The organism is Oxobacter pfennigii, from assembly GCF_001317355.1.
Classification (GTDB): Bacteria; Bacillota; Clostridia; order Clostridiales; family Oxobacteraceae; genus Oxobacter; species Oxobacter pfennigii.
Map to the genome: position 1 here is coordinate 129,774 of NZ_LKET01000039.1, position 26,590 is coordinate 156,363.

25 protein-coding genes and 2 riboswitches are annotated in these 26,590 nt (G+C 39.4%); of the genes, 12 read left to right on the top strand and 13 right to left on the bottom strand.

What is annotated here, in order from left to right; all coding sequences use genetic code 11:
• Positions 1-83: 83 nt before the first annotated feature.
• Positions 84-201: riboswitch (molybdenum cofactor riboswitch) on the bottom strand.
• From mobB to OXPF_RS13910, 3 genes are all read right to left on the bottom strand, one after another.
• Positions 201-776 carry a molybdopterin-guanine dinucleotide biosynthesis protein B gene (mobB, locus tag OXPF_RS13895; RefSeq protein ID WP_054875824.1) on the bottom strand — a complete coding sequence of 192 codons (576 nt, stop codon included), beginning with the start codon at positions 774-776 and terminating at the stop codon, positions 201-203. Its footprint overlaps the riboswitch before it by 1 nt.
• On the bottom strand, positions 776-3,463 hold the full coding sequence (fdhF, locus tag OXPF_RS21875) for a formate dehydrogenase subunit alpha (protein ID WP_083479966.1): 2,688 nt from the start codon (positions 3,461-3,463) through the stop codon (positions 776-778). The genes mobB and fdhF overlap by 1 nt, the downstream gene beginning before the upstream one ends.
• Before the next feature lie 115 nt (positions 3,464-3,578).
• Entirely contained in the window at positions 3,579-4,043 is a 465-nt protein-coding gene (locus OXPF_RS13910; protein WP_083479992.1) for a winged helix-turn-helix domain-containing protein, read from the bottom strand.
• 277 nt (positions 4,044-4,320) lie between these two features.
• Between OXPF_RS13910 and OXPF_RS13915 the strand changes: the two genes are divergently transcribed.
• From OXPF_RS13915 to OXPF_RS13935, 5 genes are all read left to right on the top strand, one after another.
• Positions 4,321-5,217, top strand: coding sequence for a formate/nitrite transporter family protein (locus OXPF_RS13915; RefSeq protein ID WP_054875827.1), 897 nt, complete (start codon positions 4,321-4,323; stop codon positions 5,215-5,217).
• Positions 5,218-5,586: 369 nt separating this feature from the next.
• The gene (locus tag OXPF_RS13920; protein WP_054875828.1) at positions 5,587-6,021 is read left to right on the top strand and encodes a DUF3842 family protein; all 435 of its coding nucleotides are present in this window, start codon (positions 5,587-5,589) and stop codon (positions 6,019-6,021) included.
• Positions 6,008-6,205 carry a CooT family nickel-binding protein gene (locus tag OXPF_RS13925; protein ID WP_054875829.1) on the top strand — a complete coding sequence of 66 codons (198 nt, stop codon included), beginning with the start codon at positions 6,008-6,010 and terminating at the stop codon, positions 6,203-6,205. The genes OXPF_RS13920 and OXPF_RS13925 overlap by 14 nt, the downstream gene beginning before the upstream one ends.
• A gap of 363 nt (positions 6,206-6,568) precedes the next feature.
• Positions 6,569-7,105, top strand: a complete 537-nt coding sequence (locus OXPF_RS13930; RefSeq protein WP_242854412.1) for an ECF transporter S component — start codon at positions 6,569-6,571, stop codon at positions 7,103-7,105.
• A gap of 2 nt (positions 7,106-7,107) precedes the next feature.
• Positions 7,108-7,695, top strand: coding sequence for a class I SAM-dependent DNA methyltransferase (locus tag OXPF_RS13935; protein WP_054875831.1), 588 nt, complete (start codon positions 7,108-7,110; stop codon positions 7,693-7,695).
• 83 nt (positions 7,696-7,778) lie between these two features.
• On the opposite strand, the gene OXPF_RS13940 is transcribed toward OXPF_RS13935, so the two are convergent.
• Positions 7,779-8,021, bottom strand: a complete 243-nt coding sequence (locus OXPF_RS13940; RefSeq protein WP_054875832.1) for a hypothetical protein — start codon at positions 8,019-8,021, stop codon at positions 7,779-7,781.
• Positions 8,022-8,137: 116 nt separating this feature from the next.
• Here OXPF_RS13940 and OXPF_RS13945 point away from each other — a divergent pair, with 116 nt between their 5' ends.
• Positions 8,138-8,662 (top strand): FmdE family protein, encoded by a 525-nt coding sequence (locus OXPF_RS13945; protein WP_054875833.1) that lies wholly within the window; start codon positions 8,138-8,140, stop codon positions 8,660-8,662.
• A 13-nt stretch (positions 8,663-8,675) separates the two neighbouring features.
• Here the strand turns inward: OXPF_RS13945 and OXPF_RS13950 are convergent, their stop codons facing one another.
• The 3 genes from OXPF_RS13950 to OXPF_RS13960 are packed head-to-tail and all read right to left on the bottom strand — an operon-like array spanning position 8,676 to position 11,516.
• Positions 8,676-9,488 (bottom strand): ABC transporter ATP-binding protein, encoded by an 813-nt coding sequence (locus OXPF_RS13950; RefSeq protein ID WP_054875834.1) that lies wholly within the window; start codon positions 9,486-9,488, stop codon positions 8,676-8,678.
• Positions 9,481-10,509 carry a FecCD family ABC transporter permease gene (locus tag OXPF_RS13955; RefSeq protein ID WP_054875835.1) on the bottom strand — a complete coding sequence of 343 codons (1,029 nt, stop codon included), beginning with the start codon at positions 10,507-10,509 and terminating at the stop codon, positions 9,481-9,483. Before OXPF_RS13955 ends, OXPF_RS13950 begins: the two co-directional genes overlap by 8 nt.
• Before the next feature lie 32 nt (positions 10,510-10,541).
• Positions 10,542-11,516: an ABC transporter substrate-binding protein gene (locus OXPF_RS13960; protein ID WP_054875836.1), complete on the bottom strand. Its 975-nt coding sequence runs from the start codon at positions 11,514-11,516 to the stop codon at positions 10,542-10,544.
• Between the two features lie 133 nt (positions 11,517-11,649).
• Positions 11,650-11,829, bottom strand: a riboswitch (cobalamin riboswitch).
• Between the two features lie 399 nt (positions 11,830-12,228).
• On the opposite strand from OXPF_RS13960, the gene hsp18 reads away from it, so the two are divergent.
• The 5 genes from hsp18 to OXPF_RS13985 all read left to right on the top strand — a co-directional run bounded on the left by hsp18 (position 12,229) and on the right by OXPF_RS13985 (position 16,971).
• On the top strand, positions 12,229-12,669 hold the full coding sequence (gene hsp18 / locus OXPF_RS13965) for a heat shock protein Hsp18 (protein WP_054875837.1): 441 nt from the start codon (positions 12,229-12,231) through the stop codon (positions 12,667-12,669).
• A 329-nt stretch (positions 12,670-12,998) separates the two neighbouring features.
• Positions 12,999-13,220, top strand: coding sequence for a DUF1653 domain-containing protein (locus OXPF_RS13970; protein ID WP_054875838.1), 222 nt, complete (start codon positions 12,999-13,001; stop codon positions 13,218-13,220).
• 57 nt (positions 13,221-13,277) lie between these two features.
• Entirely contained in the window at positions 13,278-13,796 is a 519-nt protein-coding gene (locus OXPF_RS13975; RefSeq protein WP_054875839.1) for a nitroreductase family protein, read from the top strand.
• Between the two features lie 171 nt (positions 13,797-13,967).
• Positions 13,968-15,140: a DNA polymerase IV gene (locus tag OXPF_RS13980; RefSeq protein WP_054875840.1), complete on the top strand. Its 1,173-nt coding sequence runs from the start codon at positions 13,968-13,970 to the stop codon at positions 15,138-15,140.
• 37 nt (positions 15,141-15,177) lie between these two features.
• Positions 15,178-16,971 (top strand): cell wall-binding repeat-containing protein, encoded by a 1,794-nt coding sequence (locus OXPF_RS13985; RefSeq protein ID WP_054875841.1) that lies wholly within the window; start codon positions 15,178-15,180, stop codon positions 16,969-16,971.
• Positions 16,972-17,102: 131 nt separating this feature from the next.
• On the opposite strand, the gene OXPF_RS13990 is transcribed toward OXPF_RS13985, so the two are convergent.
• Complete coding sequence (locus tag OXPF_RS13990; RefSeq protein ID WP_054875842.1) at positions 17,103-18,488, bottom strand: PhoH family protein; 1,386 nt, start codon at positions 18,486-18,488, stop codon at positions 17,103-17,105.
• A 392-nt stretch (positions 18,489-18,880) separates the two neighbouring features.
• Between OXPF_RS13990 and OXPF_RS13995 the strand changes: the two genes are divergently transcribed.
• Positions 18,881-20,059 carry an NAD(P)-dependent malic enzyme gene (locus OXPF_RS13995; protein ID WP_054875843.1) on the top strand — a complete coding sequence of 393 codons (1,179 nt, stop codon included), beginning with the start codon at positions 18,881-18,883 and terminating at the stop codon, positions 20,057-20,059.
• A gap of 138 nt (positions 20,060-20,197) precedes the next feature.
• Here the strand turns inward: OXPF_RS13995 and OXPF_RS14000 are convergent, their stop codons facing one another.
• From OXPF_RS14000 to OXPF_RS14020, 5 genes are all read right to left on the bottom strand, one after another.
• Positions 20,198-21,373 (bottom strand): quaternary amine ABC transporter ATP-binding protein, encoded by a 1,176-nt coding sequence (locus tag OXPF_RS14000; protein WP_054875844.1) that lies wholly within the window; start codon positions 21,371-21,373, stop codon positions 20,198-20,200.
• A 2-nt stretch (positions 21,374-21,375) separates the two neighbouring features.
• Complete coding sequence (locus OXPF_RS23150) at positions 21,376-22,239, bottom strand: ABC transporter permease (protein WP_054875845.1); 864 nt, start codon at positions 22,237-22,239, stop codon at positions 21,376-21,378.
• A 29-nt stretch (positions 22,240-22,268) separates the two neighbouring features.
• Positions 22,269-23,267: a glycine betaine ABC transporter substrate-binding protein gene (locus OXPF_RS23155; protein ID WP_054875846.1), complete on the bottom strand. Its 999-nt coding sequence runs from the start codon at positions 23,265-23,267 to the stop codon at positions 22,269-22,271.
• Positions 23,268-23,594: 327 nt separating this feature from the next.
• On the bottom strand, positions 23,595-25,004 hold the full coding sequence (locus OXPF_RS14015; RefSeq protein WP_054875847.1) for a hypothetical protein: 1,410 nt from the start codon (positions 25,002-25,004) through the stop codon (positions 23,595-23,597).
• Positions 25,005-25,116: 112 nt separating this feature from the next.
• Positions 25,117-26,235, bottom strand: coding sequence for a peptidase G2 autoproteolytic cleavage domain-containing protein (locus tag OXPF_RS14020; RefSeq protein ID WP_054875848.1), 1,119 nt, complete (start codon positions 26,233-26,235; stop codon positions 25,117-25,119).
• Positions 26,236-26,590: the final 355 nt, after the last annotated feature.

The window sequence follows — 26,590 nt, forward strand, 5'->3', positions numbered from 1 at the left end:
TATATAAGATTATAAATTTGAAATAAATAAGTTTGGTTTAAAAAAAGACCAGGCCAAAGAGAAATAGGCCTGGTCTTTTTTTAAACCAAACTGGTATTACTCCTTTCCAATGGGGAGGCGGGGCTGTTTCCGGCCCCACCCTATCGGCTGACATTCCATAGTTTAAACCTTAGGAACATAAGCTCGGAGCTCATATTCTATTATTTAAATTTAAGAGAGATTTTGCCCAGCAGCGGTATAAAAGATAAATTATCCCTGAATTTTTTCTTATAGGGCCGTTTTGCCAAGCCTGCGCTGTATAAAAGAAAATCGGTAAACTCGCCTATTTCATTATGTTTAAAAAGCGGAAGCTTTTCATAGCCCTTTTCGGGGTGGCCTTCGGCCACCAGAGCGATCAAATCTTCGGCCGGGAATCTGTTCTTTTCCCCTAAAGATTTGCGCCATATTTCCACCTTGGGGATGTTAGGATCTGCTGCACCCTCAAGTATAATGATATCTACTCCTGTTATATCTTTTAATATGGTTGAAATATCCTTCCGTCTGCTTACCTTTTCCTGGCATACATAAATGCCGGGACCGTTTAATATAACGGTGTCCGCTCCGGCCTGTGCAAAATTCCAGGTGTCTTTTCCAGGTATATCCGTCTCTATATCATGACAGGTATTCTTAACAACGGCGACTGATATTTCACGGCTTTTAAGCTCTCTTATTACTTTTGATATAAAAGTTGTTTTTCCTGAATTACTCCAACCCACAAAGGATACGGCGGGCGCCATTATACGCCTCCTGCTGCGGCAAATTTTTCAATTTTCACAGCAGAAACTTTGTATTCAGCAGTCTTGGATATTGGGTCATATGCTGAATTTGTAAGCTCGTTAACCGGCGATTCCTTGTAATGGAATGTCATAAACATCACACCCGGAGATACTTTATCGGTAATAATTGTTTTGGTTACTATGGAACCCCTGCGGGATGTAACCCTTATTTCTTCTCCGTCTTGGATTCCCAGTTTTTCTGCATCTTCCGGATTAATTTCCGCCAGCTCATGGGGTCTTAATGTATCAAGATTGGATGAATGTCTTGTCATTATATTGTAATGATAAAGCATACGTCCTGTAGTAAGAAGCATTGGATAATCCTGGTTTGTAAGTTCGGCAGGCGCTTTGTATTCTATACCCTGCATCAAACCTTTTCCTCTCGGGAATACACCCTTATGAAGGTATTTTGTTCCCGGATGTTCGACCGTTGGACAAGGCCACTGCAAGCCTATTTTTTCAATACGCTTATAGGTTATTCCTGAATAGCTGGGGGTCAATCTTCTGATTTCTTCAAATATTTCTTCCGCATCTTTATAATCCATGTTATAGCCCATGCGTTTTGATATATCACAGATGATATCCCAGTCAGCCCTGCACTGTCCGGGAGCTTCCACAGCTTTTCTTACTCTTTGTACACGTCTTTCGGTATTTGTAAATGTACCGTCCTTTTCTGCATATAATGCAGCAGGCAGGAATACATCAGCAAATTTTGCGGTTTCTGTCATGTAAAGGTCCTGAACTACCAAAAACTCAAGGCTGCTCATTGCTTTCTTTACATGGTTGGCATCCGGGTCAGTAAGCACAGGATCTTCACCCATGATATACATAGCTTTTAATTTGCCGTAAACAGCTACATCTATCATTTCGGGTATACGCAAGCCCATCTTTTCGCTTAATGGTACTCCCCAGGCTTCCTCGAAGGCTGCCTTAGCTGCCGGATCTGCAATTGATCTGTAACCGGGATATACGTTTGGAAGTGCAGCCAAATCGCAGGCACCCTGAACGTTGTTCTGGCCGCGCAGAGGATTTATACCTGCGCTTTCAATTCCTAAATGTCCTGTAACCATGGCGAGATTAGCCAGGTTCATAACATTTTCAGTTCCTGTGGTATGCTCGGTTATACCTAAGGTATAATAGATTCCAGCCTTCTCTGTTTTAGCATAAAGCTCGGCAGCAGCGTAAATCTTATCCACAGGTATACCTGTAATTTCACTTACCATTTCAGGATGATAATTCTGAACCACCTTCCACATGTCATCAAAGCCTTCGCAGCGTTCTTCAACGAATTTCATGTCAGCCCAGCCGTTCTTAACGATTAAATAAATCAAACCGTTAATCAATGCGGCATCGGTACCCGGAGTGATTTGCAGCCAAATTTCAGAATGCTGTGCCAGCTCAGTACGCCTTGGATCAACGACAATAAGCTTGGCGCCGCGTCTTACAGCTCTCTTCATTTTACTTCCGATTACGGGATGTGCCTCCGGGGCATTTGAACCTATTATAAATAATACATCGTTAAATTCTATCTCATCGATGGAATTTGTCATTGCTCCGCTTCCTAATGTTGCAGCCAGACCGGCCACTGTCGGAGCATGTCAGGTACGTGCGCAGTGGTCAACATTATTAGTACCTATTACTGCGCGCATGAATTTTTGCATTGCCCAGTTATCTTCGTTTGTACAGCGTGCAGAGCTTAATGCAGCTATTGCATCACCGCCGTCCCGGGCTTTTATTTCTTTAAATTTTTCAGAAACAAGACTCAGGGCTTCTTCCCAGCTTGCCTCCACAAATTTTCCTTCCTTTTTAATAAGGGGAGTAGTAATTCTGTCAGGGCTGTATATCATATCCGTATGGAAACGGCCCTTTACGCACATTGAACGGCCATTAACGGGTGCATCGGCATTTGGTGTAACACCTACCACCTTTCCGTTCTTTACGTTTAAATCAAAATTACATCCTACACCGCAGAAAGGGCAGGTTGTCTGAACCTTTTTGACTTCCCATGGCCTTACCCCTTTAAATTGCTTGTTGGTAAGGGCACCAGTCGGGCACATGCTTACACATTGCCCGCAGAAGCGGCATGAATCTTGAGATAAAGGCAAATCAAAGGGAGGTGTAACTTTGGTGTCAAATCCGCGTCCGATAAAATCCACAGCCGTTGTAACCTGTACCTCACGGCAGACACTCACACACTTTCCGCATAAGATACACTTGTTCTGATCGCGCTCAATCAGATGATTTTCGCTGTCTATTGCTATTTGCTTTTTCTCGCCCTTGTAGGAGCTTTCCTTGATGCCGTACCTGTAGCAATAATCCTGCAAGCGGCAATCGCCTGTTTTTTCGCAGGTTAAACAGTCTTGTGGATGATTGGCCAGCAAAAGATCCAAATTCATTTTTCTGGATTCAACAACCCTGGGCGATTCGGTTTGTATAACCATTCCTTCAGTTACGGGTGTGGCGCAGGCTGCAGGCAGATTACGGGCGCCGGCAACTTCAACAACACACATACGACAGGCAGCTGTTACAGTTAAATCCTTATCATAACAGAAATTGGGTATGTCGATACCTAATTCTCTGGCAGCTTCCAGTATGGTTGTTCCATCTTGAACGGTTATCTTCTGTCCATCAATAGTTAAATTAACCAAATTAAGTCCTCCTTTCTAAAAATGTTATGCCAAAATAGACATAATGAAAATAAAAAAATCCGACTATTTTTAGTTTAACTATTCGGATTGGTTATGTCAATGTTGGCATAATGATTTATAAATTATCGGAATTTTTCAGGAATTTGTTGAAATAGCTGGCAAATAAACTATCTACCGAGTTTATGGCATCTTTCTTGAATTGCCGGTAAATGTCCAGTAGCTCTTTGGCATCATCAGTGAGAACTGCCCCGCTGTTTGCTCCGCCGGTATACTTTTTAATAAGCTCAAGGCCTAAACGCTCCTCTGTTGATTTTATTTTACCCCAGGCAGCCCTGTAGGACATACCTAATAAAGCCGCTGCCTGACGTATTGAGCCTAATTTTTCTATGGCTTCAAAAAGAGCTATTCTTCCATCACCGAAAACTACCTGCCCGTCAACTTCTATCCATATTTTAGATTTAGACTTAAGTTTATTATGAGATAACCTTGTAGAATTTTTATCAACCAGTTTAACCACCTCATTATTATGAAAACATCTATGCAGCCCAATCTTTTTCTCTATTATATAGAATAAATTCATTATATGCTGTATATATAACAACTCCATATAGAGCTTCCATTGGCTATTATAGCAGATTCACCTTGTCAATACAAAAAATTTGATGTTTTGATTTTTAAACTTTTAAATAATTAACTATTTTATAAGAAAGTAATTTAATTTTTCATATTATTTCAAAATATTTATTAATTTTTGAAGTAATTTGCTCATCTTTGTCAAAGTGTTGATTTGAATTAGATTTTATCTTAATATAGTAAAGGCGAGTCAAACGGGATATCGATATGTAGGGAAGGAGTGAATGAAATTGAGGAATGATTTGTTTTATACACCACAGGAAATAACAAAAAACTATGTTGAATCAGGTCATAAAAGAGCCACTTTATCATCTAAGAAATTGATTCTTTTAGGAATTCTTGCCGGTGCTTTTATAGCATTTGCGGCTGAAGGCTCCAATCAGGCAATTCATACTATTGAATCTGTTGGTATAGGCAAAGCTCTGGCAGGTGCATTATTCTCAACGGGCCTTATGATGGTTATCATGGCAGGCGGAGAATTATTTACAGGCAATTGTCTTATTATAATTTCTTGCGCCGAGGGCAGGACTAGATGGCGTGACATGGCTAAAAACTTGTTCTTTGTTTATATAGGTAATTTTATAGGCTCAGTATTGATAGCATACTTGATTTTCAAGTCGGGACAGCTTGGCTTTTCAGGCGGACTTCTTGGAGGTTACACAATAAAAACAGCAACGTATAAAACGGGCTTAACTTTTACAAATGCATTTATCTTGGGTATACTTTGTAACTGGCTGGTCTGCATAGCTGTATGGATGGCATCTGCCGCAAAGGATATAACAGGCAAGGTATTTGCAATATTCTTTCCAATATGGCTGTTTATAACATCAGGATTTGAGCACAGCATAGCAAATATGTACTATATACCTGCCGGTATAATGGCAAAGAGCAACCCTGCATTCGTTGAGCAGGCGATTAAATTAGGGGTAAGCCCTGAGAAGATAGCAGCCTTGAATTGGGGAACATTCATTACTAAAAACCTCATCCCCGTAACTTTGGGGAATATCGTAGGGGGAGCAGTTTGCGTTGGTCTTGCTTACTGGTTCATATACAGCCACAAGAGCGTAAATTTGGTGGAAGAGAATTCACCTAACAATACTCTATTGAAAGAAACGGCTTAATATTTAGTGGTAATAAATTAGCTACAGCGGAACAAGGCTATTATGCAATTTAAATTAAAATAATTATAGCAATATCTTTATAAATGGTATAATATATATTTAAATAGAGTCACGAAGGCTCAAAGGTTTTACAACATGATATTGGTGAAATTATTATATATTAAGTAACAATAGCCATGAAGGTTATATGTTTCTGTTATGACAGAAATAGCCCTCATGGCTTTTATTATTGCGCAAACATAGGTTCCCGGAAGCTATAGCAATCTTTGATTTCTATAGCGGGTGGGGTTCTTATTTTTAAGGAGATAATATGAGGCGCCCATCGGAGAAATTTCATTTAAGAAAGCTTATCATGATTTGGAGGATACTATGAGGATTGCTGTTATAGATGGACAGGGAGGCGGCATTGGTAAAACAATTGTTGAAAAGCTAAGAAAAGAACTGCCGGAGGATACCGAGATAATCGCACTGGGTACAAATGCTCTTGCTACGGCAGCTATGATTAAGGCAGGCGCAAATGAAGGGGCTACCGGTGAAAATGCAATAGTTTATAGTTCAGGTAAGGTTGATGTAATTATGGGGCCCATAGGTATTATATCGGCAAATTCAATGCATGGTGAATTGACACCTATGATGTCAAAATCAATTGCAGAAAGTACGGCAAGGAAGATTCTCTTACCGCTTAATAAATGCAATATAGAAATTGTAGGCGTGGATAAAAGCGAGCCGCTGCCGCATCTCTCAGATAAGGCGGTTCAAATTGTCAAAGACTTTATAGGGGGGTATGAAAATGTGCGAAGCTAATGTTTATCTTCTTGATGAAGATGGAATGCCTCGGTTGTATCTTGAATCAGTCGATAAAATTATTCCCGAAGGAGATGAGATATTTCTTGAAAACATATTTTATCAAAGGAAGCAGATAAAAGCGCGGATAAAGGAAATGGCTCTTGTAGAACATAAGATTATTCTTGAAAAGTTGATTAAGTAAATATCGGTAAATATGAGCTGGATGATAAGGAAAGCTGGAAAAGAACTTAAGAAGAAATGATAGGTAACAATAAAGATATAAAAAAACATCTGTCTTTTGTAATAATTGGCACTCTATTTTCTGAGGCATTGACAAAATAATAACAGAATATTAGTATAATAATATAATTAGCAGTCATGAAGATTGCATATGTGAAAGTCGCCATTTCAGAATTCAAAATTACCGATAAAATAATTTATCAGTAAATAAATTTATTATATTACTGCCTAAATAAAGTAAATATTGATTAACTAATAGCCATGGAGGTTATATAACTTCCGTGGCTTTTATTTTTTATAAATTATTTTTAAGGGGGATTTAATTATGAACACAAGTACAAAAAATTTAGTAAAAGCAGCATTATTTCTTGCCTGTGCTGTATTGCTTCCCACGGTTTTTCACACATTCAGGCTGGGAGGGCAAATATTTTTGCCTATGCATATTCCAATACTGATAGCAGCGTTTATGATACCTTGGGAATACGCGGCCATTACAGGTTTTTTAGCTCCGCTCTTGAGCTTTCTTATTACCGGAATGCCTCCAATGCCCAGCGGAATTGTGATGATGCTTGAACTGACAGTATATGGAGCAGCAGCATCACTTCTATTTAATAAATACAAATCTAACCTTTATATTGCATTGATATTATCGATGTTATCCGGAAGACTTGTTTCAATTACGGGTAACTGGATATTGACAGCATTAGTCATGGGTAAGGCTTTTAACTTTATTGCATTCATGAATAGCTTGTTTATTGTAGCTTTACCAGGTATTATAATTCAACTTATTCTTGTTCCTATCATAGTGAAACTGGTTAAAAAAAGTGAAAAAGCCCCTCACAATGTGAAGGAGGCGGTATAATTATGGAGAGTCAGAGGGAGTACTTTAACAATCTGGCCCATAAATGGGATGAAATCTGCTATCACGATTCAAAAAAGATTGAAATGCTGCTGGACTATGTGGGTATAAACAAAGGAGATAAAATCCTGGATGTAGGGTGCGGTACGGGGGTACTTACACTTTTTCTTCGTAAGCTGACGGGGGATGGTGGCAGTATTACTTCGGTGGATATATCGGAAAATATGATTGAGGCAGCAAAGAAAAAATTTAGTTATGATAATGTGGAATTCGTGGCGCAGGATATTATGGAATTTAAACCATCGGAGAAATATAATGCTATTATACTGTATTCATGTTTTCCTCATTTTCAGGAAAAAGAACAACTTATAAAAAGGCTGTACGGATACGTGGATAAAGGGGGCAGTTTAAGTATCTGCCACTCACAGAGCAGGGATGATATAAACCGGGTTCACAGTAAAAATAAGATGGTGGAAGAAGACGTGTTGCCGGAGGCTCATTATACTGCATATATGATGAAGAAAACAGGTCTTGCAATAAAAGTCTGCTTGGAAAATGATAATATGTATATAGTTTCCGGAACTTCTGTATAAAATAAGTTACAGGGAAAAATACGTAAAATTTAGAGAACAATAGAGCGGAATAAACCGTAATTGATGGTTTATCCCGCTTAAAATCAGTTTTTCAATGTCAAGGAGAGGGATTTAATTTCATTTAAAAGCTGTTCTCCTTCTTCAATGTGTTCCTGCAAATGATGGATTTCATTGGGGTCGCTGTTAGATTGCTTAAGCTGGGCCAGTTCTATCCTATGGGCATCTATTGATCCTTTAACATCATTATAAAATTCCATGGTTCTTTCAAAGGTTATGCCCCTATTTATTTCATCTTCAAATTGTTTTTTTAATACTGAACAGCTCATAGTAAAATTACCTCCAAATTGTATCTGTATTTTGACTTAGAGTTTGCATTATAAGTATAAAATATGTAAATTTAATAATAGAAATATATTAATTTAAAAAACAGGGAGGATCAATAATGGACAAAAAGATATGGGAAAAATGTGTGGAGTTTCATGGACATGAATGCCCAGGTCTGGCCATAGGAGTAAAGGCCAGTGAAGCAGCTGTAGATAAGCTGGGTATAAAATTTTCATCCGATGAAGAGCTGGTGTGTATCACAGAAAATGATGCCTGCGGTGTGGATGCAATTCAGGTCATCACAGGCTGCAGTCTGGGGAAAGGCAATCTTATATATAGAGGTACGGGAAAACAGGCTTATAGCTTTTTTAACAGAAAGACAGGAGAAAGTATAAGGCTTGTATTGAAACCTTTTACAAGAAAGATGGAAAGAAAGGAGCGCCAGGAATACATATTAAGCGCTCCCGCTGATGAAATATTTGATATTAAAGCCCCTAAATTTAAACTTCCTGAAGAGGCAAGAATATTTCAGACCATAATATGCGAAGTTTGCGGAGAGGGAGCTCCGGAGCATAAAATAAGGCTTAGTGAAGGCAAAAAAGTATGCCTGGACTGCTTTGAGGATTACAGCAGAGGCTGGTAAAATAGGAGCTATATTATTTCTTATACAAGTCCAGGGCGGCAGCGCATTCACTGTTACCTCTTACAGGTATGAAATAGGGGCAATTATTATCAGGATCACTAAAAACTCTAACTTTAATATTAAAAACTTCCTCCAGCACCTTTTCTGTTACGATTTCTTCAGGTGTGCCTGATCTATAAACATTGCCGTCTTTTAAAACGACCATATGTTTTGAATACCTGGCAGCCTGATTTATGTCATGAAGCACCATGACAATTGTAATCCCAAGGATGGAATTCAATGCTTTTACAAGCTCCAATACTTCAAATTGACATGAAACATCAAGAAATGTGGTAGGCTCGTCTAAGAGAAGAACCTCCGGCTGCTGTGCCAGTGCAAGGGCCAGCCATGCCCTTTGGCGCTCTCCACCTGAAAGGGTGTTTACCGGGCGATGTTGAAGATAATCAATACGGGTTGCAGATATGGCCCAGTCAATTACTTCATGGTCTTGTCTCTTTAGTTTACCGGTCAGTCCAAGGTAAGGCTGCCTCCCATAGCTGACCAAATCCCGGACTGTGAAATCCTCAGGAACCTTCGGAGCCTGAGGAAGTATTGATAGCCTTCTTGCAACTTTTTTAGTATCCAGCCTGAATATGGATTGCCCGTCGAGATAAACAACACCCTTCAAGGGTTTCAAGCTTCTGGAAAGGCTTTTTAAAAGCGTTGACTTTCCGCAGCCGTTCACCCCTATAATGGTTATCAAATCGCCTTTATCTATGGTTAGATCAAAATTATTAATAACCTTGTTATTTCCATATCCAATGGACAGGTTCACAGCCTTAAGCATTTTTTTTCAGCCCTCCTCTTAAAAGATATAGAAAAAACGGAGCACCAAGCATCGCCATAATAATTCCCACGGGAATTTCCATCGGGCTTAAAACAAGCCTGGCTACTGTATCGCAAAATATAAGGGTTATTGCTCCTAAAAGCGCACTGGCAGGAATTAGGTATCTGTAGTCGGAACCAATTAAAAGCCTTGCCATATGGGGTACAATCAGCCCTACGAATCCCAACAGGCCGACAACGCTTACAGCGCTTGCTGCCAGCAGAGAAGATATGGCAATAAAAATCATTCTGACTCGTTCAACATGTATTCCTAAGCCAATTGCTATTTCGTCGCCTAGTAATAAGGTATTTAACTGTTTGGACAAGAGCATAAGAAGTGCCGTACCCAGAAAGGTGTATGGCCATAGCATTCTAAAATGCTTCCAGGTTTTTGCGGCAAGGCTTCCCACCATAAAATCCACCACTCCCTGGACACGGTCTGGGAAGAAAATAAGCAAGGCATTGATTCCTGCGCCTAAGAAGGCTGAAACTGCCACACCTGCCAAAACCATGCGCATGGGATTTATACCGTCTTTCCATGCAAGTGCATATATAAGAAGAGTGGTCGATAAAGCTCCGATAAAAGATACGGGAGGTACTAAATAAATAAACTCCGGGAAAAGTATAAGTATGAATATTCCCGTTATTCCCGCACCTGAAGAAACACCGATAATACTGGGAGAGGCCAGGGGATTTCTCATAATCCCCTGTAATATAACTCCCGATAATGAAAGGCACACACCTACCAATCCTGCCACCAATGTCCTGGGAAACCGGATTGTCCAAATAATCTGGCGGCTTAGTCCTTCTCTTTCTACAAATATGGTTCTCAAGACTTCCCCGACAGTTATTTTATAGGCTCCCAGTGCTGTACTTATAAATAGTGATAAAATTAAAATAATAATTAATGAGATTAAAACAGTAACCCTGAATACTGTTCTTTCTCGTATTTTTTTTAAGGAATCAGTTAATTGTACCGTCATGTTATCTGCCTGAAAATAGTATTTCTAAGATTTTATTTATCCGGATACAAATATCCGGCCAATGTTTCAAATGCTTCAGGGAATCTCTCATTTGGTTTATTTAAAAATAATTCTTTATCCAGGTAATAGACCTTGCCTTCTTTCACGGCGCGCATGGCTGCCCAGGCCTCGTTAGATTCCAGTTCTTTTTTGACCAATGCTTTGCATGCCTCGACATCGCCCATGGTTTTGATCAAAATCATATCCGGATCACCTGCTGCAATGCTTTCCATACTGAAATCCACACGTGTTTCGCCTTCAACTGGTATATCCTTTACTATATTAGTTCCCCCGAGGAGTTCAACCATATTTCCTGTAGTTCCCTTTGATACTTCGCATGATATGGCTTTGCTTGTTGTGAACATAATAAGTACTTTTGGAGCTGTTTTTCCTTTTACTCCATCGATTGTCGCATTAATTTTATCTTCGATCTCTTTAACTTTGGGATCTACCTGTTCCTGAGTTCCATTAAGCCTGGACATTAACTCAAGATTATCGATATAATCCTGGTAAAGATCATATTTTACAAATAAATAAGGTATTTTATTCTCTTCCAATATATCCTTTAGAGCAACCTGAGATTCCATACTGCTGGTTAAAATCATGAGATCCGGTTTAAGTGCAAGTATTTTTTCAGGACTGATTTGGCTCATGCTGCCTAAATCCTCAACACCTTCCGGCAGTGAAGCTGATGATACGCTTGCAATAGCTTTTCCTCCGGCTTCATACCACAAATCAAGGTAGGATGCATATAGGCTGACTACCCTTTGAGGGTTTTTGGGAAGGGTCACTTCATTCCCTAAAGGATCCGTAATAGTTATAGTGCTTTCGGTTTCATTTTTTATAAACTCCGGACCAATGGTGCCGGATTGTGCCGGCTTATTGTTCGAGCCGCACCCGGCTAAAACAATACATAAAATCACAAGCAGAAATAGTAATCTGGGCAAACTTCTTAATGTTTTTTTCATCTTAATATTCCTCCTAAATTTAATATATAATATAAAAAGCCCCTCTATCCTACATGGATAAAGGGGCATATTTATCTTCAAACAGACACACTCACTACACCTGTTTTTCATCTCCCTATAGCTCGTAGGTTCAACAATGAATACGCATCAAGCAGGTCTTCTGGCTCAAGGTTCATCAAAGGCCTTACCTTCCCGGTTTCCCAGTGGTAACATAGGACTTCTCCCCTTATACAGCGGCGGCACCGCACAGGATTTACACCTGTTTCCCTATTATGCCGGTTCATCACCGGCCACTTGTTGTCTGATATTTATTTGTATGAACATTTTAACACTAACTTTATAATTATTCTACTTAATATTTTATTATTTTTACTGATTATTCCACATGATGATTGTAAACTATGAATTTTTCCTAAAAATGATACTATAGTCCAGATAGATTCGGATTCTTGTTTATAGATAAAAATAAATAAATAAATATAAATTAAAAAATATTTTTTCATAATGAAAATTTTTACCATAAAGAAGCCAAATTAGCTCAAAAATCCAAGTTTATTTTGAAAAAAACTAGTTACAATGAATTATGTAAAGATGACATTGATTATTTTGAAATATTTCAAAAAATATATTCTTTTTTGACTTTGACTTTCTTTGACTATTCTATTATTATATAGTTAAAACAACAAAAATACTTTAAGAGGAGTGAGTGATAATGTTTGATATGGTACCTTTCAGAAAGAATGATTTGACAGGCAGGGACGAATTCTTCTCACCGTTTTTTAAAAACTTCTTTGATGATGATTTTATGTCATTCATGACTAACATGGGCGGTAATTTCAAAGCTGACCTGAAGGAAACAGAAGAAAATTATCTCATTGAAGCCGACTTGCCGGGAATCAAAAAGGAAGCTATAGACATTGAATTTAATGAAAACCATCTTGTGATCACAGCAAAAAGAGATGAAACAACTGAGGATAAAAGAGAAAACTATGTAAGAAGAGAAAGACATTACGGTGAATTCAAAAGAAGCTTCCATATAGATAATGTAGACCAGAACGGCATTGATGCATCCTTTAAGGACGGTGTCTTAAAAGTAGTTCTTCCCAAGCTCAACAAAGGCAATGACAAAAAGAAGAAAATAGACATTCAGTAAGAACAGAAAAATTAAGAAATTCTCAAAAGCTATTTGATTAAAATTTCATAGCGTTAAAAAATCACTGTCATAGTCCCCGACAGTGATTTATTTTTTGTATAATAGGAAAAAAAACTTTCCTATTATACAAAAAACCAGGATTGCAAAGGACGGGACGTCCTTGCCGTTAAGGGCGGTGCTAAGTAAAAATGCTAAGGCATTTTTACACAGAAGGGGGACATAGATCCCCCTAGAGGAAGCTATGCAGTAACTTTTTTTTGTACGTACTGTACTGCTGAAAATTTCTTTGATATTATTTAGTATATATAAATAGGAAAGGAAAGCATAAAATGGCACAGCAGGAAATAAAGCCGGGAAAAAAATACAGGCACTTTAAAGGCAACGAATATCTGGTGCTCCATATTGCAAAGCATTCCGAGACCATGGAGGACTTGGTTGTATATCAGGCTCTGTACGGTGAAGGCGGCATATGGGTAAGACCACTTTCCATGTTTACTGAAAAGGTGGAGATTAATGGACAATTGATCAGCAGATTTGAGGAATGCCTGTAAAAATTAAATAATAGGATAAATAAATGTTTATTATATATATGAAGGGAAGGATTATTAATGCTGGATTTACTTAAAAAAAGAAGAAGCATAAGAAAATTTGAACCCAAGGAAGTGGAGAAGGAAAAGATTGACACCATTCTCAAGGCAGCTTTGCTTGCACCTTCTTCAAGAGCTCTAAGGCCGTGGGAGTTTATTGCGGTGACCGACAAGGAAGTTTTAAAAGAGCTTTCCAATTTCAGAGGAAACGGATCAAAGTTTTTAGCCGACGCGCCCTTGGGAATTGTGGTCCTTGCAGATCATGAAATTTGCGATGTATGGGTGGAGGACGCTTCCATTACAGCTTCCATTATGCAGCTGACCGCCGTTTCCCTGGGACTTGGCTCCTGCTGGATGCAAACAAGGGAAAGGGTACATGATGAAAATACTAAGGCAGGAGATTATGTCAAAAAGCTTTTAGGTATTCCCGACAAATACAGCGTACTGTGTATTTTAGCCATAGGCTATCCTGCAGAAGATAAGAAGCCTTATAGTGATGAGGATTTGCTTTACGGCAAAATACACAATAATAAATTTTAAGCAATAGAAAATTATAATGGCTATAGGATTAAATTGCATGTTTTTACAAAATCCTATAGCTGTTTATTTTTTTGGTAATAAAAAGTTTACACTTGCATTTGAAATAATGATGAAGAAATGTGCTATAATAATTATGCTGTCAAGGTGATTACTGTAGAATGAGGGAAAAATATGGATAAAGTTATTTTTCTTGTTGATATGAATGCCTTCTTTATAGGCTGTGAAATGGCGAGAAATCCGGAGTTAAAAGGAAAGCCTGCGGCAGTTGCAGGAGATCCTAAAAAGAGAACGGGTATCATACTTGCGGCAAATTACGATGCTAGAAAATACGGTGTTAAAACCACCATGCTGGTACATAAGGCAAGGGAATTATGCCCCCAATTGAAACTGGTGCCTCCGGACCATGAATATTATGAAAGCGTATCAAAAAAAGTGATGGAGCTCCTTGGGGAATATTCTCCTGTAATTGAGCAGAACAGCATTGACGAAGCGTGGATGGACATGACAGGCTGCGAAGCTCTCTTTGGAAAACCTGTCGATATGGCACAAAAGATAATGAAGGATATTATGGAAAGGCTGGATTTATGGTGTTCCATAGGTATTTCTCAGAATAAATTTCTTGCCAAAATGGCCTCAGAGCTTAAAAAGCCCTTAGGCATCACAGAATTATGGCAAGGTGATATAAAAGAAAAACTATGGCCTCTGCCCGTAAGGGACATGTATGGCATAGGAAAGCAAACGGAAAAGAAGCTTTTGGATTTCGGTATCCAGACCATTGGTGATATAGCAAAATGGGATAAAGAGCTTCTTTTCAAAGCCTTTGGCAAATATGGCTATGAGCTATATAATCTTGCAAAGGGAATAGATTATGGAGCTGTATCAAATAGTCCGGTTCATAAAAGCAAATCCATAAGCCGTTCGACGACATTGGAATGGGATATAAACGACATAGAATATGCAAAGACGGTAATTATGAAGCTTTCCGAAGAAGTCGGAGAAGAAGCAAGAAAATTGGGCCTGAAAGGCAGAACTGTATCAATAGTTATTAAGTACAGCGATTTTCAGTCCATAACAAGGCAGAGATCAATACCTCCTACATACCTTACTAAAGATATATATAATACCGGCATAAGCCTTTTGAAAGAAAATTGGAATATCAACCGTTTTGTACGCTTATTGGGCATCGGCATAGATAATTTTGAAGGCCAGGCTATAGAGCAGATATCACTTTTAGATGCTGAATCTTCTAATGACAGTAATAAAGAGGAATGTATAGAGCGGGTTATGGATAAAATCAGAGATAAATACGGGCGGGATAAAATTAAAAGAGCTAAATTAATATAAGTCTAAGGATTAAACCATATTAAGGGGAAGTACTATTATGAGTAAAGCAAGATCCATATTAAGCATCATGATAATTGCCTGTGCATGTATACTCTTTACATCTGTCAAGGCATATGCATGGACACAGATAGACCGCCTGGCGGGAGAAGACCGTTACAGCACGGCAATTGAGGTTTCAAAATATGGCTGGAAGGCAGACTCAACGGAATATGCCATTATAGCCACTGGTGAAGATTACGCCGACGCACTTTGTGCAGCGCCGTTAGCACACAAGCTTAATGCCCCCATATTATTGAACGCCAAAAATTCCCTGGATTCAAGGGTAAGCTATGAGTTGAAAAGATTGGGAGTTAAAAAGGTATACATAATCGGAGATAGAGAAGCCATTTGGGAAAATGTCAAGGATGCTGTGACTGCTCTTGGTATATCCTGCACCAGGATTTCAGGAAGTAATAAATACGAAACTCAGCTGGAGATTGCAAAAACTCTGGGTGATTCAAGTGAAATAGTCATTGCTTCTGAAAGCAGTTTTGCAGATGTATTGTCCATCGCCCCCATTGCTGCCAAAAAAGGTATGCCGGTAATACTGACATCAGGCGATGTATTGCCTAAAAGCGTTGTGGAATATATCAGAAATACCGGGGTCAAAAATACTTATATAATCGGCGGACCGGATAAAATCAGCAGTGAAGTGGCCTTTCAGGTACCAAATCCCAAGAGGATTTTCGGACAGGACAGGTACGAGACCAATGTGGAAATACTTAAGGAATTTTCAAATATTCTTAATTTCAGTGTTACATATATAGCTACCGGAAACAATTTTCCCGATGCCCTTGCAGGTTCGGCGATAGCGCCGGTATCATCATCGCCTATTATTCTCGTAGATAAGGAGCCCGGAGTAGTAACGAAAAATTACGTGGCATTGAAAATGCAATCCATAGACAGGATCAAGGTGTTAGGCGGAGAAGGAGCAGTGGCGACTTCCACATTAAATGAACTTGTGAATGTGGTTTCCAGCGATAAATATAACGACTTCAGCTTAAGATATAATGCTGATTTTAAAGTAAAGGTGCATAAAAATGTGAATTGGGTTCCGGCAAATGTATTAGGCAAGCCTCAGTTTACAAAGGAACAGCTGTCTTATCTGATTGAGGATCCGGACATATTAAAGACTAATTTGAACACTCTTTATGATGTTATACAGTATATAAGATATGCCGATTTTAAAGGGGCATATGATGTTGCATATATAGATGATAAAGGCAACATGTGGGAGCATTACAAGCCCGGGTTCAATACCTTGGTAGCAAACAAGGGCGGCTATGGAAGCATGGCTAATTTAGGTGTGTATCTTTTAAGCGGTGATTATGAAGAAGTAGGCGTGTTGCAATACTTCCAGGAAGACGGTACGGGATATGCCCAAAACTATGTAAAGCATAACGGAAAATATTATATATTCACACTTACCCATTACAGAAATGATTTCAGATATTCTGCAGTAGAGAGCGGAAATCTTGAAGATTATCATGCCAGCGATTATATAGCAGGAAATATTCATGAGGCAGACTCCCTTAATGATTATGTAGCATACTGCAGGCAGGGCTTTAAAAACCCTCCCGAGCTCTTTGCTTCCTATTCTCTTGAGAATGTGCTTCCTGCATCAACTAAAAAGATTAACGGCACTACCTTTATAAGTTTTCCCATAGCCAAAAAGGATGCTGTAAGCATACTTTATGATGTGCCGAATGACGGAATAACCTTTGACTTTATAGAAGGGCCCAGTCAATATCCTTCCTGGGCCAGCACAAATACAATGCTGGTATATAAATAATAATCAAAATCCTGAAAGCTTTGCTTTCAGGTAAGTGGAAAGGGGACACTTCTAAAGAAGTATCCCCAAACTTTTGCTAGGTATTGTAAGAAAAAGGGTCTATTGCATTGTTCGTAAAGCAGCCCTAACTTTTACATAAATTTTTCGGCGATTTCGGCAAGGGGGCTTCGCTCTACACGCTTTAATGCCACATGGCCGGTTATATTAAAGGGTTTCATTTTCTCCACAGTATATACAAGACCGTTGGACTTGGCATCTACCAAAACGTTGTCTATCTGATTGTCACTGGGGTCTCCTAAAAATACGAATTTTGATCCAAAACCGGCACGAGTCAGCATGAGCTTGGCAAGATGAGGCGTTATTTCCTGAGCTTCATCTACTATAACCATGGCATCGGACAATGTCCTTCCCCTCATATAGGTAAAGGTCTTGGTCTCAATGGCACCCTGCTGTTTATACATATCTATGAAATCATCCACATAAAATTCCATACTGTGATGGTCATCGTTGTGATTGTGACGCAGTCTTGGCTGCTTTTCTTTTTCCTTTCTTGTATACTTATTATTCATGAGATTTTCTATTGCATCATAAAAGCTTCCCATCCATGGACGCAGCTTCTCGTCCTCAGTTCCGGGGAGAAAGCCTATATCATTTCCGGCAGCTACAACAGGGCGTACAAAAACAATTTTTCTGTATACTCCCATCTCTATGACTTTTTGAAGGGCTACAGCTGTTGACAATATGGTTTTGCCAGAGCCTGCACCACCGGTTATGGATACAAAATCCAAACTCGGATCCATCAGCAATTCAAAGGCCATTTTCTGTTCCCTGTTAATAGGTGACAGCCCCCAGGCAGTATCGTTTAAATACTTCAATGGCACAATTTTTTTACCGTCATATCTGGCCAGTATTTCATGTTTCATACCCGTACTGCTTTTGATGTGTAGAAATTCATTGGGATAGATAGGTTCATCCAGCTCTTTAGGCAGGGCAAGGCCTTCTTTGTAAATCTCATCGATGTCTGAAGAGGGAAGAAGGATTTCGGTATATCCTTTGTATAATTCTTCTGTAATGACTTTGTCATTTTTGTAGTCCTGAACTTCAATGCCGAGGGCATCTCCTTTTATGGACATATATAGATCCTTTGTGACAAGAACGGTGGGCATGTTTCTGTACTCATTCTGAAGGTTTTTAGTAATAGCCAGTATCTTGGAGTCATTTTTTGATACATCCATTCCGTCTGGAAGTATGGATGTATTCATATGATTTATTTCTATTCGCAGTGAGCCTCCGTTTTCAAGCTTTACGCCTTCATGAAGGCTGCCTAGTTCCCTTAATTTATTGATTTCACGGGCTGCGCTTCTGGCATGATAACCAACTAAATCTCCCTTTTTCTTAAGATTATCAAGTTCTTCAATACAGATAATCGGAATAATTATATTGTTGTCTTCGAAGTTCTGCAGAAAATTGGGATCATGGATCATTACATTGGTATCGATAATAAAGTTTTTAATCATACAGTCCTCTCCTTTATAAGTGGATATGATTATGATAAATTCAAATGGTATTGGCATTTGAATTTATTCAGCAGCAATATTGTACTGCCGGGGAAACTGAAGGGCTACACCCCCTGGCAAAAGAAATGAAATTTTAAAATAAAGAAACTATACTTTTAATTATTCTGTACGAAGCAATTTAATTCCTGCAAAGTTTTTGTTAAATAGATTTTAACAATTTAACTAACTAAAATGTTGGGAATAATGTTTAAAGCTTATGAATATTAAAATTTTCATGATAGACGATAATTAGGTCAAAACAATTGACATTGTTTGCCGTGGCAACTATAATCAAAAGCATATATTTATAGTAGGGGTATCCCCTAACATTAAGAGAGAGGATTTTAAAAGCAATGAATGTATACGAGGAATCCTTGAAGCTCCATGAGCAGACGAAGGGAAAATATGAAATAAGGAGCAAGGTAAAGGTAGGCAATAAGGATGATTTGAGTCTTGCCTACACTCCCGGTGTGGCAGAGCCTTGCAAGAAAATACACGAAGATGTTGAAAATGTTTATAAATATACTGCTAAGGGCAACGTGATAGCCGTTGTGACAGACGGCAGCGCAGTATTAGGCCTTGGAGATATAGGGCCTGAAGCCGGACTTCCTGTAATGGAGGGAAAAGCCGTATTATTCAAGGCTTTTGGAGATGTGGACGCCATTCCCATATGCATAGGAAGCAAGGATGTGGAGGATATAGTAAGGACGGTAAAGCTCATATCACCATCCCTAGGAGGAATTAACTTAGAGGATATATCCGCCCCCCGATGCTTTGAAATAGAGGACAGATTAAAGGCAGAGCTTGATATACCGGTTTTCCATGACGATCAGCATGGTACTGCTGTAGTAGTCTTGGCCGCCCTTATGAATGCAGTGAAGATTACAAAACAAAGCTTAAGTGATTTGACTGTCATTATAAACGGTGCCGGTGCCGCAGGAAATGCCATAACCAGGCTTCTTATTAAGGCAGGGGTTAAAGATTGCATCCTTTGTGATACAAAGGGTGCAATATATAAGGGAAGGGATAATATGAATCCTTCCAAGGAATTGATTGCACAGATTACAAACAAGGAAGGGAAAAAAGGAAGCCTTAAGGATGTAATGGCAGGTGCCAATGTATTTGTTGGCGTATCGGCTCCCGGTTCCGTTACTGCTGAAATGGTAAAATCCATGCATAAGGATGCCTTTGTATTTGCAATGGCAAATCCCGTTCCTGAAATTTTTCCCGATGATGCAAAGGCTGCCGGTGCAAGGATAGTGGGAACAGGCCGATCAGACTTTCCAAATCAGATAAACAATGTGCTGGCCTTTCCAGGAATATTCAGAGGAGCCTTGGATGTCAGAGCAAGGGATATAAATGATGAAATGAAAATTGCCGCGGCTTATGCCATAGCGCAAACGGTAAATCCCGAGGATTTATGCGAGGAATTCATAATTCCTTTAGCCTTTGATAAAAAGGTCAGCGAAAATGTAGCGGCAGCCGTTGCAAAGGCTGCCATCGATTCAGGCGCAGCAAGAATAAAGGGGTAAAACAAAGTATCAAAGTGTAGAGCATTTTTATAATTGATATATAAAATCCCTCCGGATTAATATTTATTTAAACATTAACCTGGAGGGATTTTTTTATATATTTAGTACAAAATTATAGTCTAATTAAATTTATTTTCCTTAAAGTGACGATAAAACTGCTGCTTTACTTATAATTCCTTTTAATTCGCGGTTATTATCCAACACGGCTATAGGATACTTAGATTTTGCTGTCAATGATAATATATCGCTTATAAGGGTGTCTTCTTGTGTTGTATATACATCTGAAGTAATGTATGATTCCATGGAATAGCCTTCATCTCGTGCTTTAATAGCATTATCAATAGTTATCACACCTAATAACTGCATTTTACCATCAACCACATATGCCGTGGATACACTATTATCTCTCATCTGGCGTATAGCCTGATTGGGAGCATCTTTAGGCCTTACAATGCAAGTTGGGGTAACCATTACATGCTTGGCACTCAATACCCTGGTTTTATCAGCACTGTCAATAAACTGTCTGACATAATCATCGGCAGGAGCTGAAGACATATTCTGAGGAGTATCAATTTGAATGATTTTTCCGTCTCTCATTATGGCTACTGTATCCCCCAGTTTGAATGCTTCGTTTATATCATGTGTAATAAATATTACTGTTTTCTCCAGCTTTCTTTGGATAGAGAGAAGCTCAAACTGCATATCCTTTCTTACAAGTGGATCCAAAGCAGAAAAGGGCTCATCCATTAACAATATGTCGGGATCATTAGAAAGAGCTCTGGCAATTCCCACTCTTTGCTTCATGCCTCCCGAAAGGCTGGCTATAGATTGGTTCTCCCAACCATCTAATCCCACGAGTGAAACCATTTCCATGGCTTTTCTTTCCCTGACTTCCTTCGGTATATTTTTAACTTCAAGGCCGTAAGCCACATTTTCCAAAACAGTTCTATGAGACATTAAACCAAAATTTTGAAATACCATGGAAATTTTGTTACGGCGATATTGCAGAAGTTCCTTTTTATTAAAATCCTCTATATTGCTTCCTTCAAAAAATATTTTTCCGGAAGTAGGCCTGTTGAGCCTGTTAATACATCGTACTATAGTCGATTTTCCTGAACCCGATAAACCGATTATAACAAATATTTCACCTTTTTTTACCTCGAAGGATACGTCCCAGAGTGCTACGGTGACGCCGGTCTTCTTATGGATAGTTTCCTTATCTTTTCCTTCTTTAATAAGCTTTATAGCCTCAGTTTTATTCATACCATATAGCTTTGTAACATTTTCTACACTTATTATACTGTCGTCCTTCATCTCTATTCCGCCTCCTTTTTAGTTATGAGTCCCTGGGTAAGGCGGTCGATTATAATTGCCACGGCTACTATGGATATACCCGGCATTAAAGCTTTGCCCATTTCTGTACGGTTTGTTGCCAGCAGAATTTCCATACCAAGTCCATTTGCACCAATGAGTGCACAGGTTACCACCATTGACATAGCCATCATAATGGTTTGGTTGATGCCTGTCATAATAGTTGGCAGTGCTTGCGGTATCTGGACCTTTACAAGAGATTGCATAGTAGTAGAACCAAATGCTCTGGAAGCTTCCACCACTTCAAAATCTACATGAGTAATTCCGTGACTGGTCATTCGTATCATTGGTACAATGGCATAGATGGTGGTTGCTATCAATGCAGGGGTTTTCCCTGTGCTGAATAATATCACAGCAGGTACAAGATAAACAAAAGTAGGCATTGTCTGCATCAAATCCAAAACAGGACGTATAATGCCTTCTGCCCTTTTATTCATGGCAACCAAAATTCCCAGCGGAAATCCCATTATAACTGAAAGTATAACTGATGCGATTACTATACTCAAAGTTTCCAGCATTTGTTCCCAAAGCCCGCAGCTTCCTACGAAAAATAGCATAACAGCATAGAGTAAGCCGGTACGCTTTTTCCCGCTTACCTTGATTCCCAGCAAAGCCACTGCCAGAATCAGCAACCACCACGGAATAATCGAGAGCAGCCAGTTAATCCCATTAATTGAACCTACAATTGCAGTTCTAATAGCAGAGAACACATCTCTGTGTTCTCTGCTAAAAGCCTTTATAATATCATCAATAATTGTACCTGCGTTAAACTGCCACTTTTCAGGAAAATGTAAAAGATATTTTGTCAATTATAGCTTCCTCCTTTTTAAGGCTCCTATCACTTCAAAGCTTCTCTTACCCTGTCAGCATTTTCTTTAGGCAGCCACTCATCTAATAGATAGTCATATTCTTTTAAGAACCATTTTGCTGTCTCGTCATGGGTCTCCCCTGTCTCATCCAAATGGGCCAGCGCTTTACTTATAAGCTCACTGCCTGTTTTATATTTTTTAAAAAATTCTAAAAGGTCAGGAGCTTTTTCAGCAAATTTATTGCTGCTTACAATTTTAAGGGCTTGTGACGGAAAGCTGCTCTTACCTTCTGTGAAAAGGCCAGCATCATATGGTGCATCTTCAAGAAGCACTAAATCTAGCTTGCCGCTTATCCAGGTGGGTTCATAGCAATATCCTACCCAGGGGTTTCCCAGATTATATGCACTGTTCAAAGATGCGAAAAGAGTTGCCTCACTTCCAAGCCTTACATAGTTATAACCTTCATTAAGGCCGTAATATTCATACTTTTTATAAAGTATTTCATCTGCCATCCAGCCTGGAATTGAGCCGTAAATTCTTCCTTTTTTTGGATCTTCATCATCTGGGAAGACATCCGCATATTTTTTGAGATCTTCGACGGTTTTAAGGTCGGGTGCAACAGCTTCAATTCCGCGCTCTGCATCTCCTTCAATGACATAACGCGGTACATATAATCCTTGTGCGCTATCAGGCACAAGAATACCTACATCTACTATATCGCCATTTTTTACATCATCAGGATATGTTGCTACATTGTCTGTCCAACTTTCGATATCCAGATCCACATCTCCTGCAATTATTGCCTGCCAGTTCATTGTGGATGAACCTGTAGAAAGCTGAAATTCATAATTATCATATCCATTCTCAACTATGAATTTGGCGATTGAATTGTGCAGTTTCTGGCTATCCCAGCCATTGTCAGTGGCTGTTATAGTAACAGTATCAGTCTTGCTGTTGCAGCCTGCTAAAAATACAGGCAGACAGAATACTATAGCCAGTATCAGTGTTACTATTCGCTTGTTTTTCATTTTAAATTCCCCCTTTAGCGATAAAACTGACAACTTTATGCTAACATAGAGTTGTCACATAAGTCAAATTTACAGCTTGCCATTTAGAGTTTCAATCATATGCAAAACCGTGTAAAATCAAGGATTCTACACGGTTTATTTTTTTATCTCAGGGACTTTGTCTCCGACTTGCCCACTATATTATCGGTGCCAGCTTTTCAGATACATTTCAACTATCTGGATCTTCTCATCCGATGGTATCTTGTCTTAATTGTCACGGTCAGCTTTTTGCCTTGACCTGGTTACGATATATCGTGACCAGGTTTTTTATCTCTTTAAGATACAGTATTACTTTAACATGGGATTGTTGACTGTAGCTACCCCTATTATGTCAATTGAGGATGAAGAAGGTATTCCCTCAGGCGGCATAAATACCTGGCTTGAGTTTAAGCCCGTAACCTGCTGTATGCTGTTTGTAATGGTGACGCTGGACTTAAAGGCAGAGGTGGACATTATTAAAAGCCTTATTAATTTTTGCACTCCGCCCCCTGAAGGCAGCTTTATATTGGTTCCCGAAATGTTGATTACGGCATTTGTAACATCAGTATTTACAGCTACCGGCCGGCCGTCCTGGAAAACTGCCTTCCATCCGCCGAAGTCGGTAAATTGAACCGTAACTCCCTGAGGTATGATTAAGCGGTCAGATATCGATACAAAGGTTTCGGGAGATGCTCCTACGCTGGATATGCCTATGGTGAAAGTGATTTCATTTCCATTAATTATATTGTCATAGGATCTGCTGCCGGCAACCTTTACAGCCTCTATATGGATTACATTGCTTTTTGAATCAGAGGTATCCTTTGCAGAGGCAGTTACAATATCCGATATGGCAAGCTTCCCTGGTAATTTAATTGATGATACGGGAATATCATAAGCAGCGGAGAATATGGCACCATCGGGATTGATGGATGTTATTATCCCTGAGATATTTATCACGCCTCCGGGGCCGGCTATGGCTGAAAGCGGAGGTGAGGGAACTACCACAGGGGTACCTAAGGACAGATCATCCGAGTTAAAAGATATTACATCATTGTATTTTACGTTATTTAGCGTCTGTCCGCCTATATTTTTTACCGTAACCTCATAGTGCAAGGTGGCGAGATTGTTTGAAATTATCAAAGAGCACAACTTGTTGACTTCAAGCTTTCCCGGCTCCGCATAGCCCGGGACCAAAAATGCTGTTTCTGTCAGATTGCCAAATACTATGGAGTTTTCTCCTGTCATTACCCTTAGAGGCTGTGATGCAGCAGGGTAATTGCCAAGTATACCTATTCTGTACTCCACGCTTACTCCCCTTTTATATCTTTGAGGAGTATTATCTATTCGCAGCCATTGAAAACCCGTAGGCGCATGGCCAAAGTCATCATCGGCAGTACTTAATGTAAAGTCAACATTATTAAATTGCCCCCATCCGTCTATTCTTTCTTCTGCCGTTATATTTATGTCTCTTATGTCCTTGCATATGGGCAGAAGAAAACTGCTTATGGTACCGGCAGACTCTCCATTATAATAATCTATAAAAAATTTATAGGTCCAGGTAGAGAAACCTGAATCCGGATCAAAGCAGGGGTTGTTGGCCGCACTTCCGTCTGACAGGGTCTGAAATTTTGGAAGTATGGCTGAAATCCCGTACTGGGAAGGACAAAAGCTGATGTTCTCGTTTGTAACCGTTGAATATTGTCGGCGAAGGTCAGCCATTGTATTCACTCCTTTAATATCTTTGCAATGGGTTGATACATGAGATGCTGCGTTTTGCAGATTCTCTTATGTATTTATGGCGGCTTAGCTAAAAACTAAACCACCATAGACTTTATTCAATGAAAATCATAATCTGATTGGAGCCCGTTCTTTCCATAACCCTGCACCCATTAGGGCTGGGCACGGCAATGCCGTCATCATTGGGCCGGCAATATTCATTGGGGGCACACTGTCCGTTATCCCGTACCAAAACCCTGCCCTTTAATGTGACGGGAGTCCATTCAGGTCTTTGAAGCCTGGATGTATATTCTCTGTTCTTTTCCCACTTTGGATTTAATATAGGGCGCCTTTCCCTGTGCTCCGGAAGAATTATATTTCCTGCCTCATCTGTTACGTTTGCTATGGTTGCCGTTTCATAAAGGATCCTGCCCCACTCATCGGTTAAGTATTTGTTCTTCCACCTGAGTTCACCGGCATTGGCAATAATTGCCGGATTGGCGCTGGTTACGCCCAGTATGAAGGAATCTGAAGTATTTGCCTTCCTTATTTTACTTCCCTGCAATGTTACAAAATAGCCGCAGTCTATGGGGCTGCTATCTGAGGATTCAAACATTTCGGCATAGCCAAAATTACCCGTCAGCCATCCCATGTCCACAACACCTGTACCGCTGCCCTCTATTCTTGCAGCAAGATTTGTGTCGCTGGGACTGCTTCCGTTTGCCAGATGCCAGGAGTACTGGTGAGTAGCTTTTCCGAATTTACCTATAATATATGCTCCCTGAAAATCCGATGTATCGGTGTAAAGCCCGCTTGCATATGATAAATCACCGTTGGCAGTTGTATTACAGCCCTCCGCATGTGAGTTTGCGCCATTTGCCTTGGTGAAACTTCCTTCAGCATGGGATGCGCATCCTGCCGCTGAGGTATGGATACCTTGGGAATGGGCAGCATTACCTGAAGAAGTAGCTGTAAGGCCTTCAGCGTGAGAATTAGGTCCTATAGCTTTGGATGCGGATCCTTCAGCGTGAGATCCCATACCGATGGCACGTGTCGAATATCCTTCGGAATGGGAGGCCTTCCCGCTTGCTATGGTATTATAACCTTCGGCATGAGAATACATATAACCGGCAATTGTTCCGGTGCCTTCTTTTGAGCCTGTGCTGGAAGGTGAGTTGCTGATGCTGGTATTCTCAAGAAGGTTATTTTTCTCGGATTTGTTTTTCTCAGACATGGATTATCCCTCCTTTTGGAATATTGAATACCATAAATTGCTTCAAAATATTCTTTAATATATTATTATGATTTGTGACGCTGAGTTGTTATCTTTTTTGACAGTTTTTTTATAATAAAAAGCAATTGGATATTCATCTCAATCCAAGCAAAAATAGACACATAATTTTAATTGAAATAAAATTTGCATCAAATTATTTATATTTACGACAAAAGACATTAAAAAACTGATATTGATATGGAAATTACTGTATCTATTGGCCTCAATATTAACATATATGCTAAATTAAGGAAATTGATTTAATGTTTATTGTCGATACGTTGATATAATTGCTATTGACTATACCTCATGAAAC

Excerpts from the sequence above, each read along its gene's own strand:
- mobB (WP_054875824.1), bottom strand. The coding sequence starts at position 776 with ATGGCGCCCGCCGTATCCTTTGTGGGTTGGAGTAATTCAGGAAAAACA.
- OXPF_RS13910 (WP_083479992.1), bottom strand. The coding sequence starts at position 4,043 with ATGAATTTATTCTATATAATAGAGAAAAAGATTGGGCTGCATAGATGT.
- OXPF_RS13915 (WP_054875827.1), top strand. The coding sequence starts at position 4,321 with ATGAAATTGAGGAATGATTTGTTTTATACACCACAGGAAATAACAAAA.
- OXPF_RS13920 (WP_054875828.1), top strand. The coding sequence starts at position 5,587 with ATGAGGATTGCTGTTATAGATGGACAGGGAGGCGGCATTGGTAAAACA.
- OXPF_RS13925 (WP_054875829.1), top strand. The coding sequence starts at position 6,008 with ATGTGCGAAGCTAATGTTTATCTTCTTGATGAAGATGGAATGCCTCGG.
- OXPF_RS13930 (WP_242854412.1), top strand. The coding sequence starts at position 6,569 with ATGAACACAAGTACAAAAAATTTAGTAAAAGCAGCATTATTTCTTGCC.
- OXPF_RS13935 (WP_054875831.1), top strand. The coding sequence starts at position 7,108 with ATGGAGAGTCAGAGGGAGTACTTTAACAATCTGGCCCATAAATGGGAT.
- OXPF_RS13940 (WP_054875832.1), bottom strand. The coding sequence starts at position 8,021 with ATGAGCTGTTCAGTATTAAAAAAACAATTTGAAGATGAAATAAATAGG.
- OXPF_RS13945 (WP_054875833.1), top strand. The coding sequence starts at position 8,138 with ATGGACAAAAAGATATGGGAAAAATGTGTGGAGTTTCATGGACATGAA.
- OXPF_RS13950 (WP_054875834.1), bottom strand. The coding sequence starts at position 9,488 with ATGCTTAAGGCTGTGAACCTGTCCATTGGATATGGAAATAACAAGGTT.
- OXPF_RS13955 (WP_054875835.1), bottom strand. The coding sequence starts at position 10,509 with ATGACGGTACAATTAACTGATTCCTTAAAAAAAATACGAGAAAGAACA.
- OXPF_RS13960 (WP_054875836.1), bottom strand. The coding sequence starts at position 11,516 with ATGAAAAAAACATTAAGAAGTTTGCCCAGATTACTATTTCTGCTTGTG.
- hsp18 (WP_054875837.1), top strand. The coding sequence starts at position 12,229 with ATGTTTGATATGGTACCTTTCAGAAAGAATGATTTGACAGGCAGGGAC.
- OXPF_RS13970 (WP_054875838.1), top strand. The coding sequence starts at position 12,999 with ATGGCACAGCAGGAAATAAAGCCGGGAAAAAAATACAGGCACTTTAAA.
- OXPF_RS13975 (WP_054875839.1), top strand. The coding sequence starts at position 13,278 with ATGCTGGATTTACTTAAAAAAAGAAGAAGCATAAGAAAATTTGAACCC.
- OXPF_RS13980 (WP_054875840.1), top strand. The coding sequence starts at position 13,968 with ATGGATAAAGTTATTTTTCTTGTTGATATGAATGCCTTCTTTATAGGC.
- OXPF_RS13985 (WP_054875841.1), top strand. The coding sequence starts at position 15,178 with ATGAGTAAAGCAAGATCCATATTAAGCATCATGATAATTGCCTGTGCA.
- OXPF_RS13990 (WP_054875842.1), bottom strand. The coding sequence starts at position 18,488 with ATGATTAAAAACTTTATTATCGATACCAATGTAATGATCCATGATCCC.
- OXPF_RS13995 (WP_054875843.1), top strand. The coding sequence starts at position 18,881 with ATGAATGTATACGAGGAATCCTTGAAGCTCCATGAGCAGACGAAGGGA.
- OXPF_RS14000 (WP_054875844.1), bottom strand. The coding sequence starts at position 21,373 with ATGAAGGACGACAGTATAATAAGTGTAGAAAATGTTACAAAGCTATAT.
- OXPF_RS23155 (WP_054875846.1), bottom strand. The coding sequence starts at position 23,267 with ATGAAAAACAAGCGAATAGTAACACTGATACTGGCTATAGTATTCTGT.
- OXPF_RS14015 (WP_054875847.1), bottom strand. The coding sequence starts at position 25,004 with ATGGCTGACCTTCGCCGACAATATTCAACGGTTACAAACGAGAACATC.
- OXPF_RS14020 (WP_054875848.1), bottom strand. The coding sequence starts at position 26,235 with ATGTCTGAGAAAAACAAATCCGAGAAAAATAACCTTCTTGAGAATACC.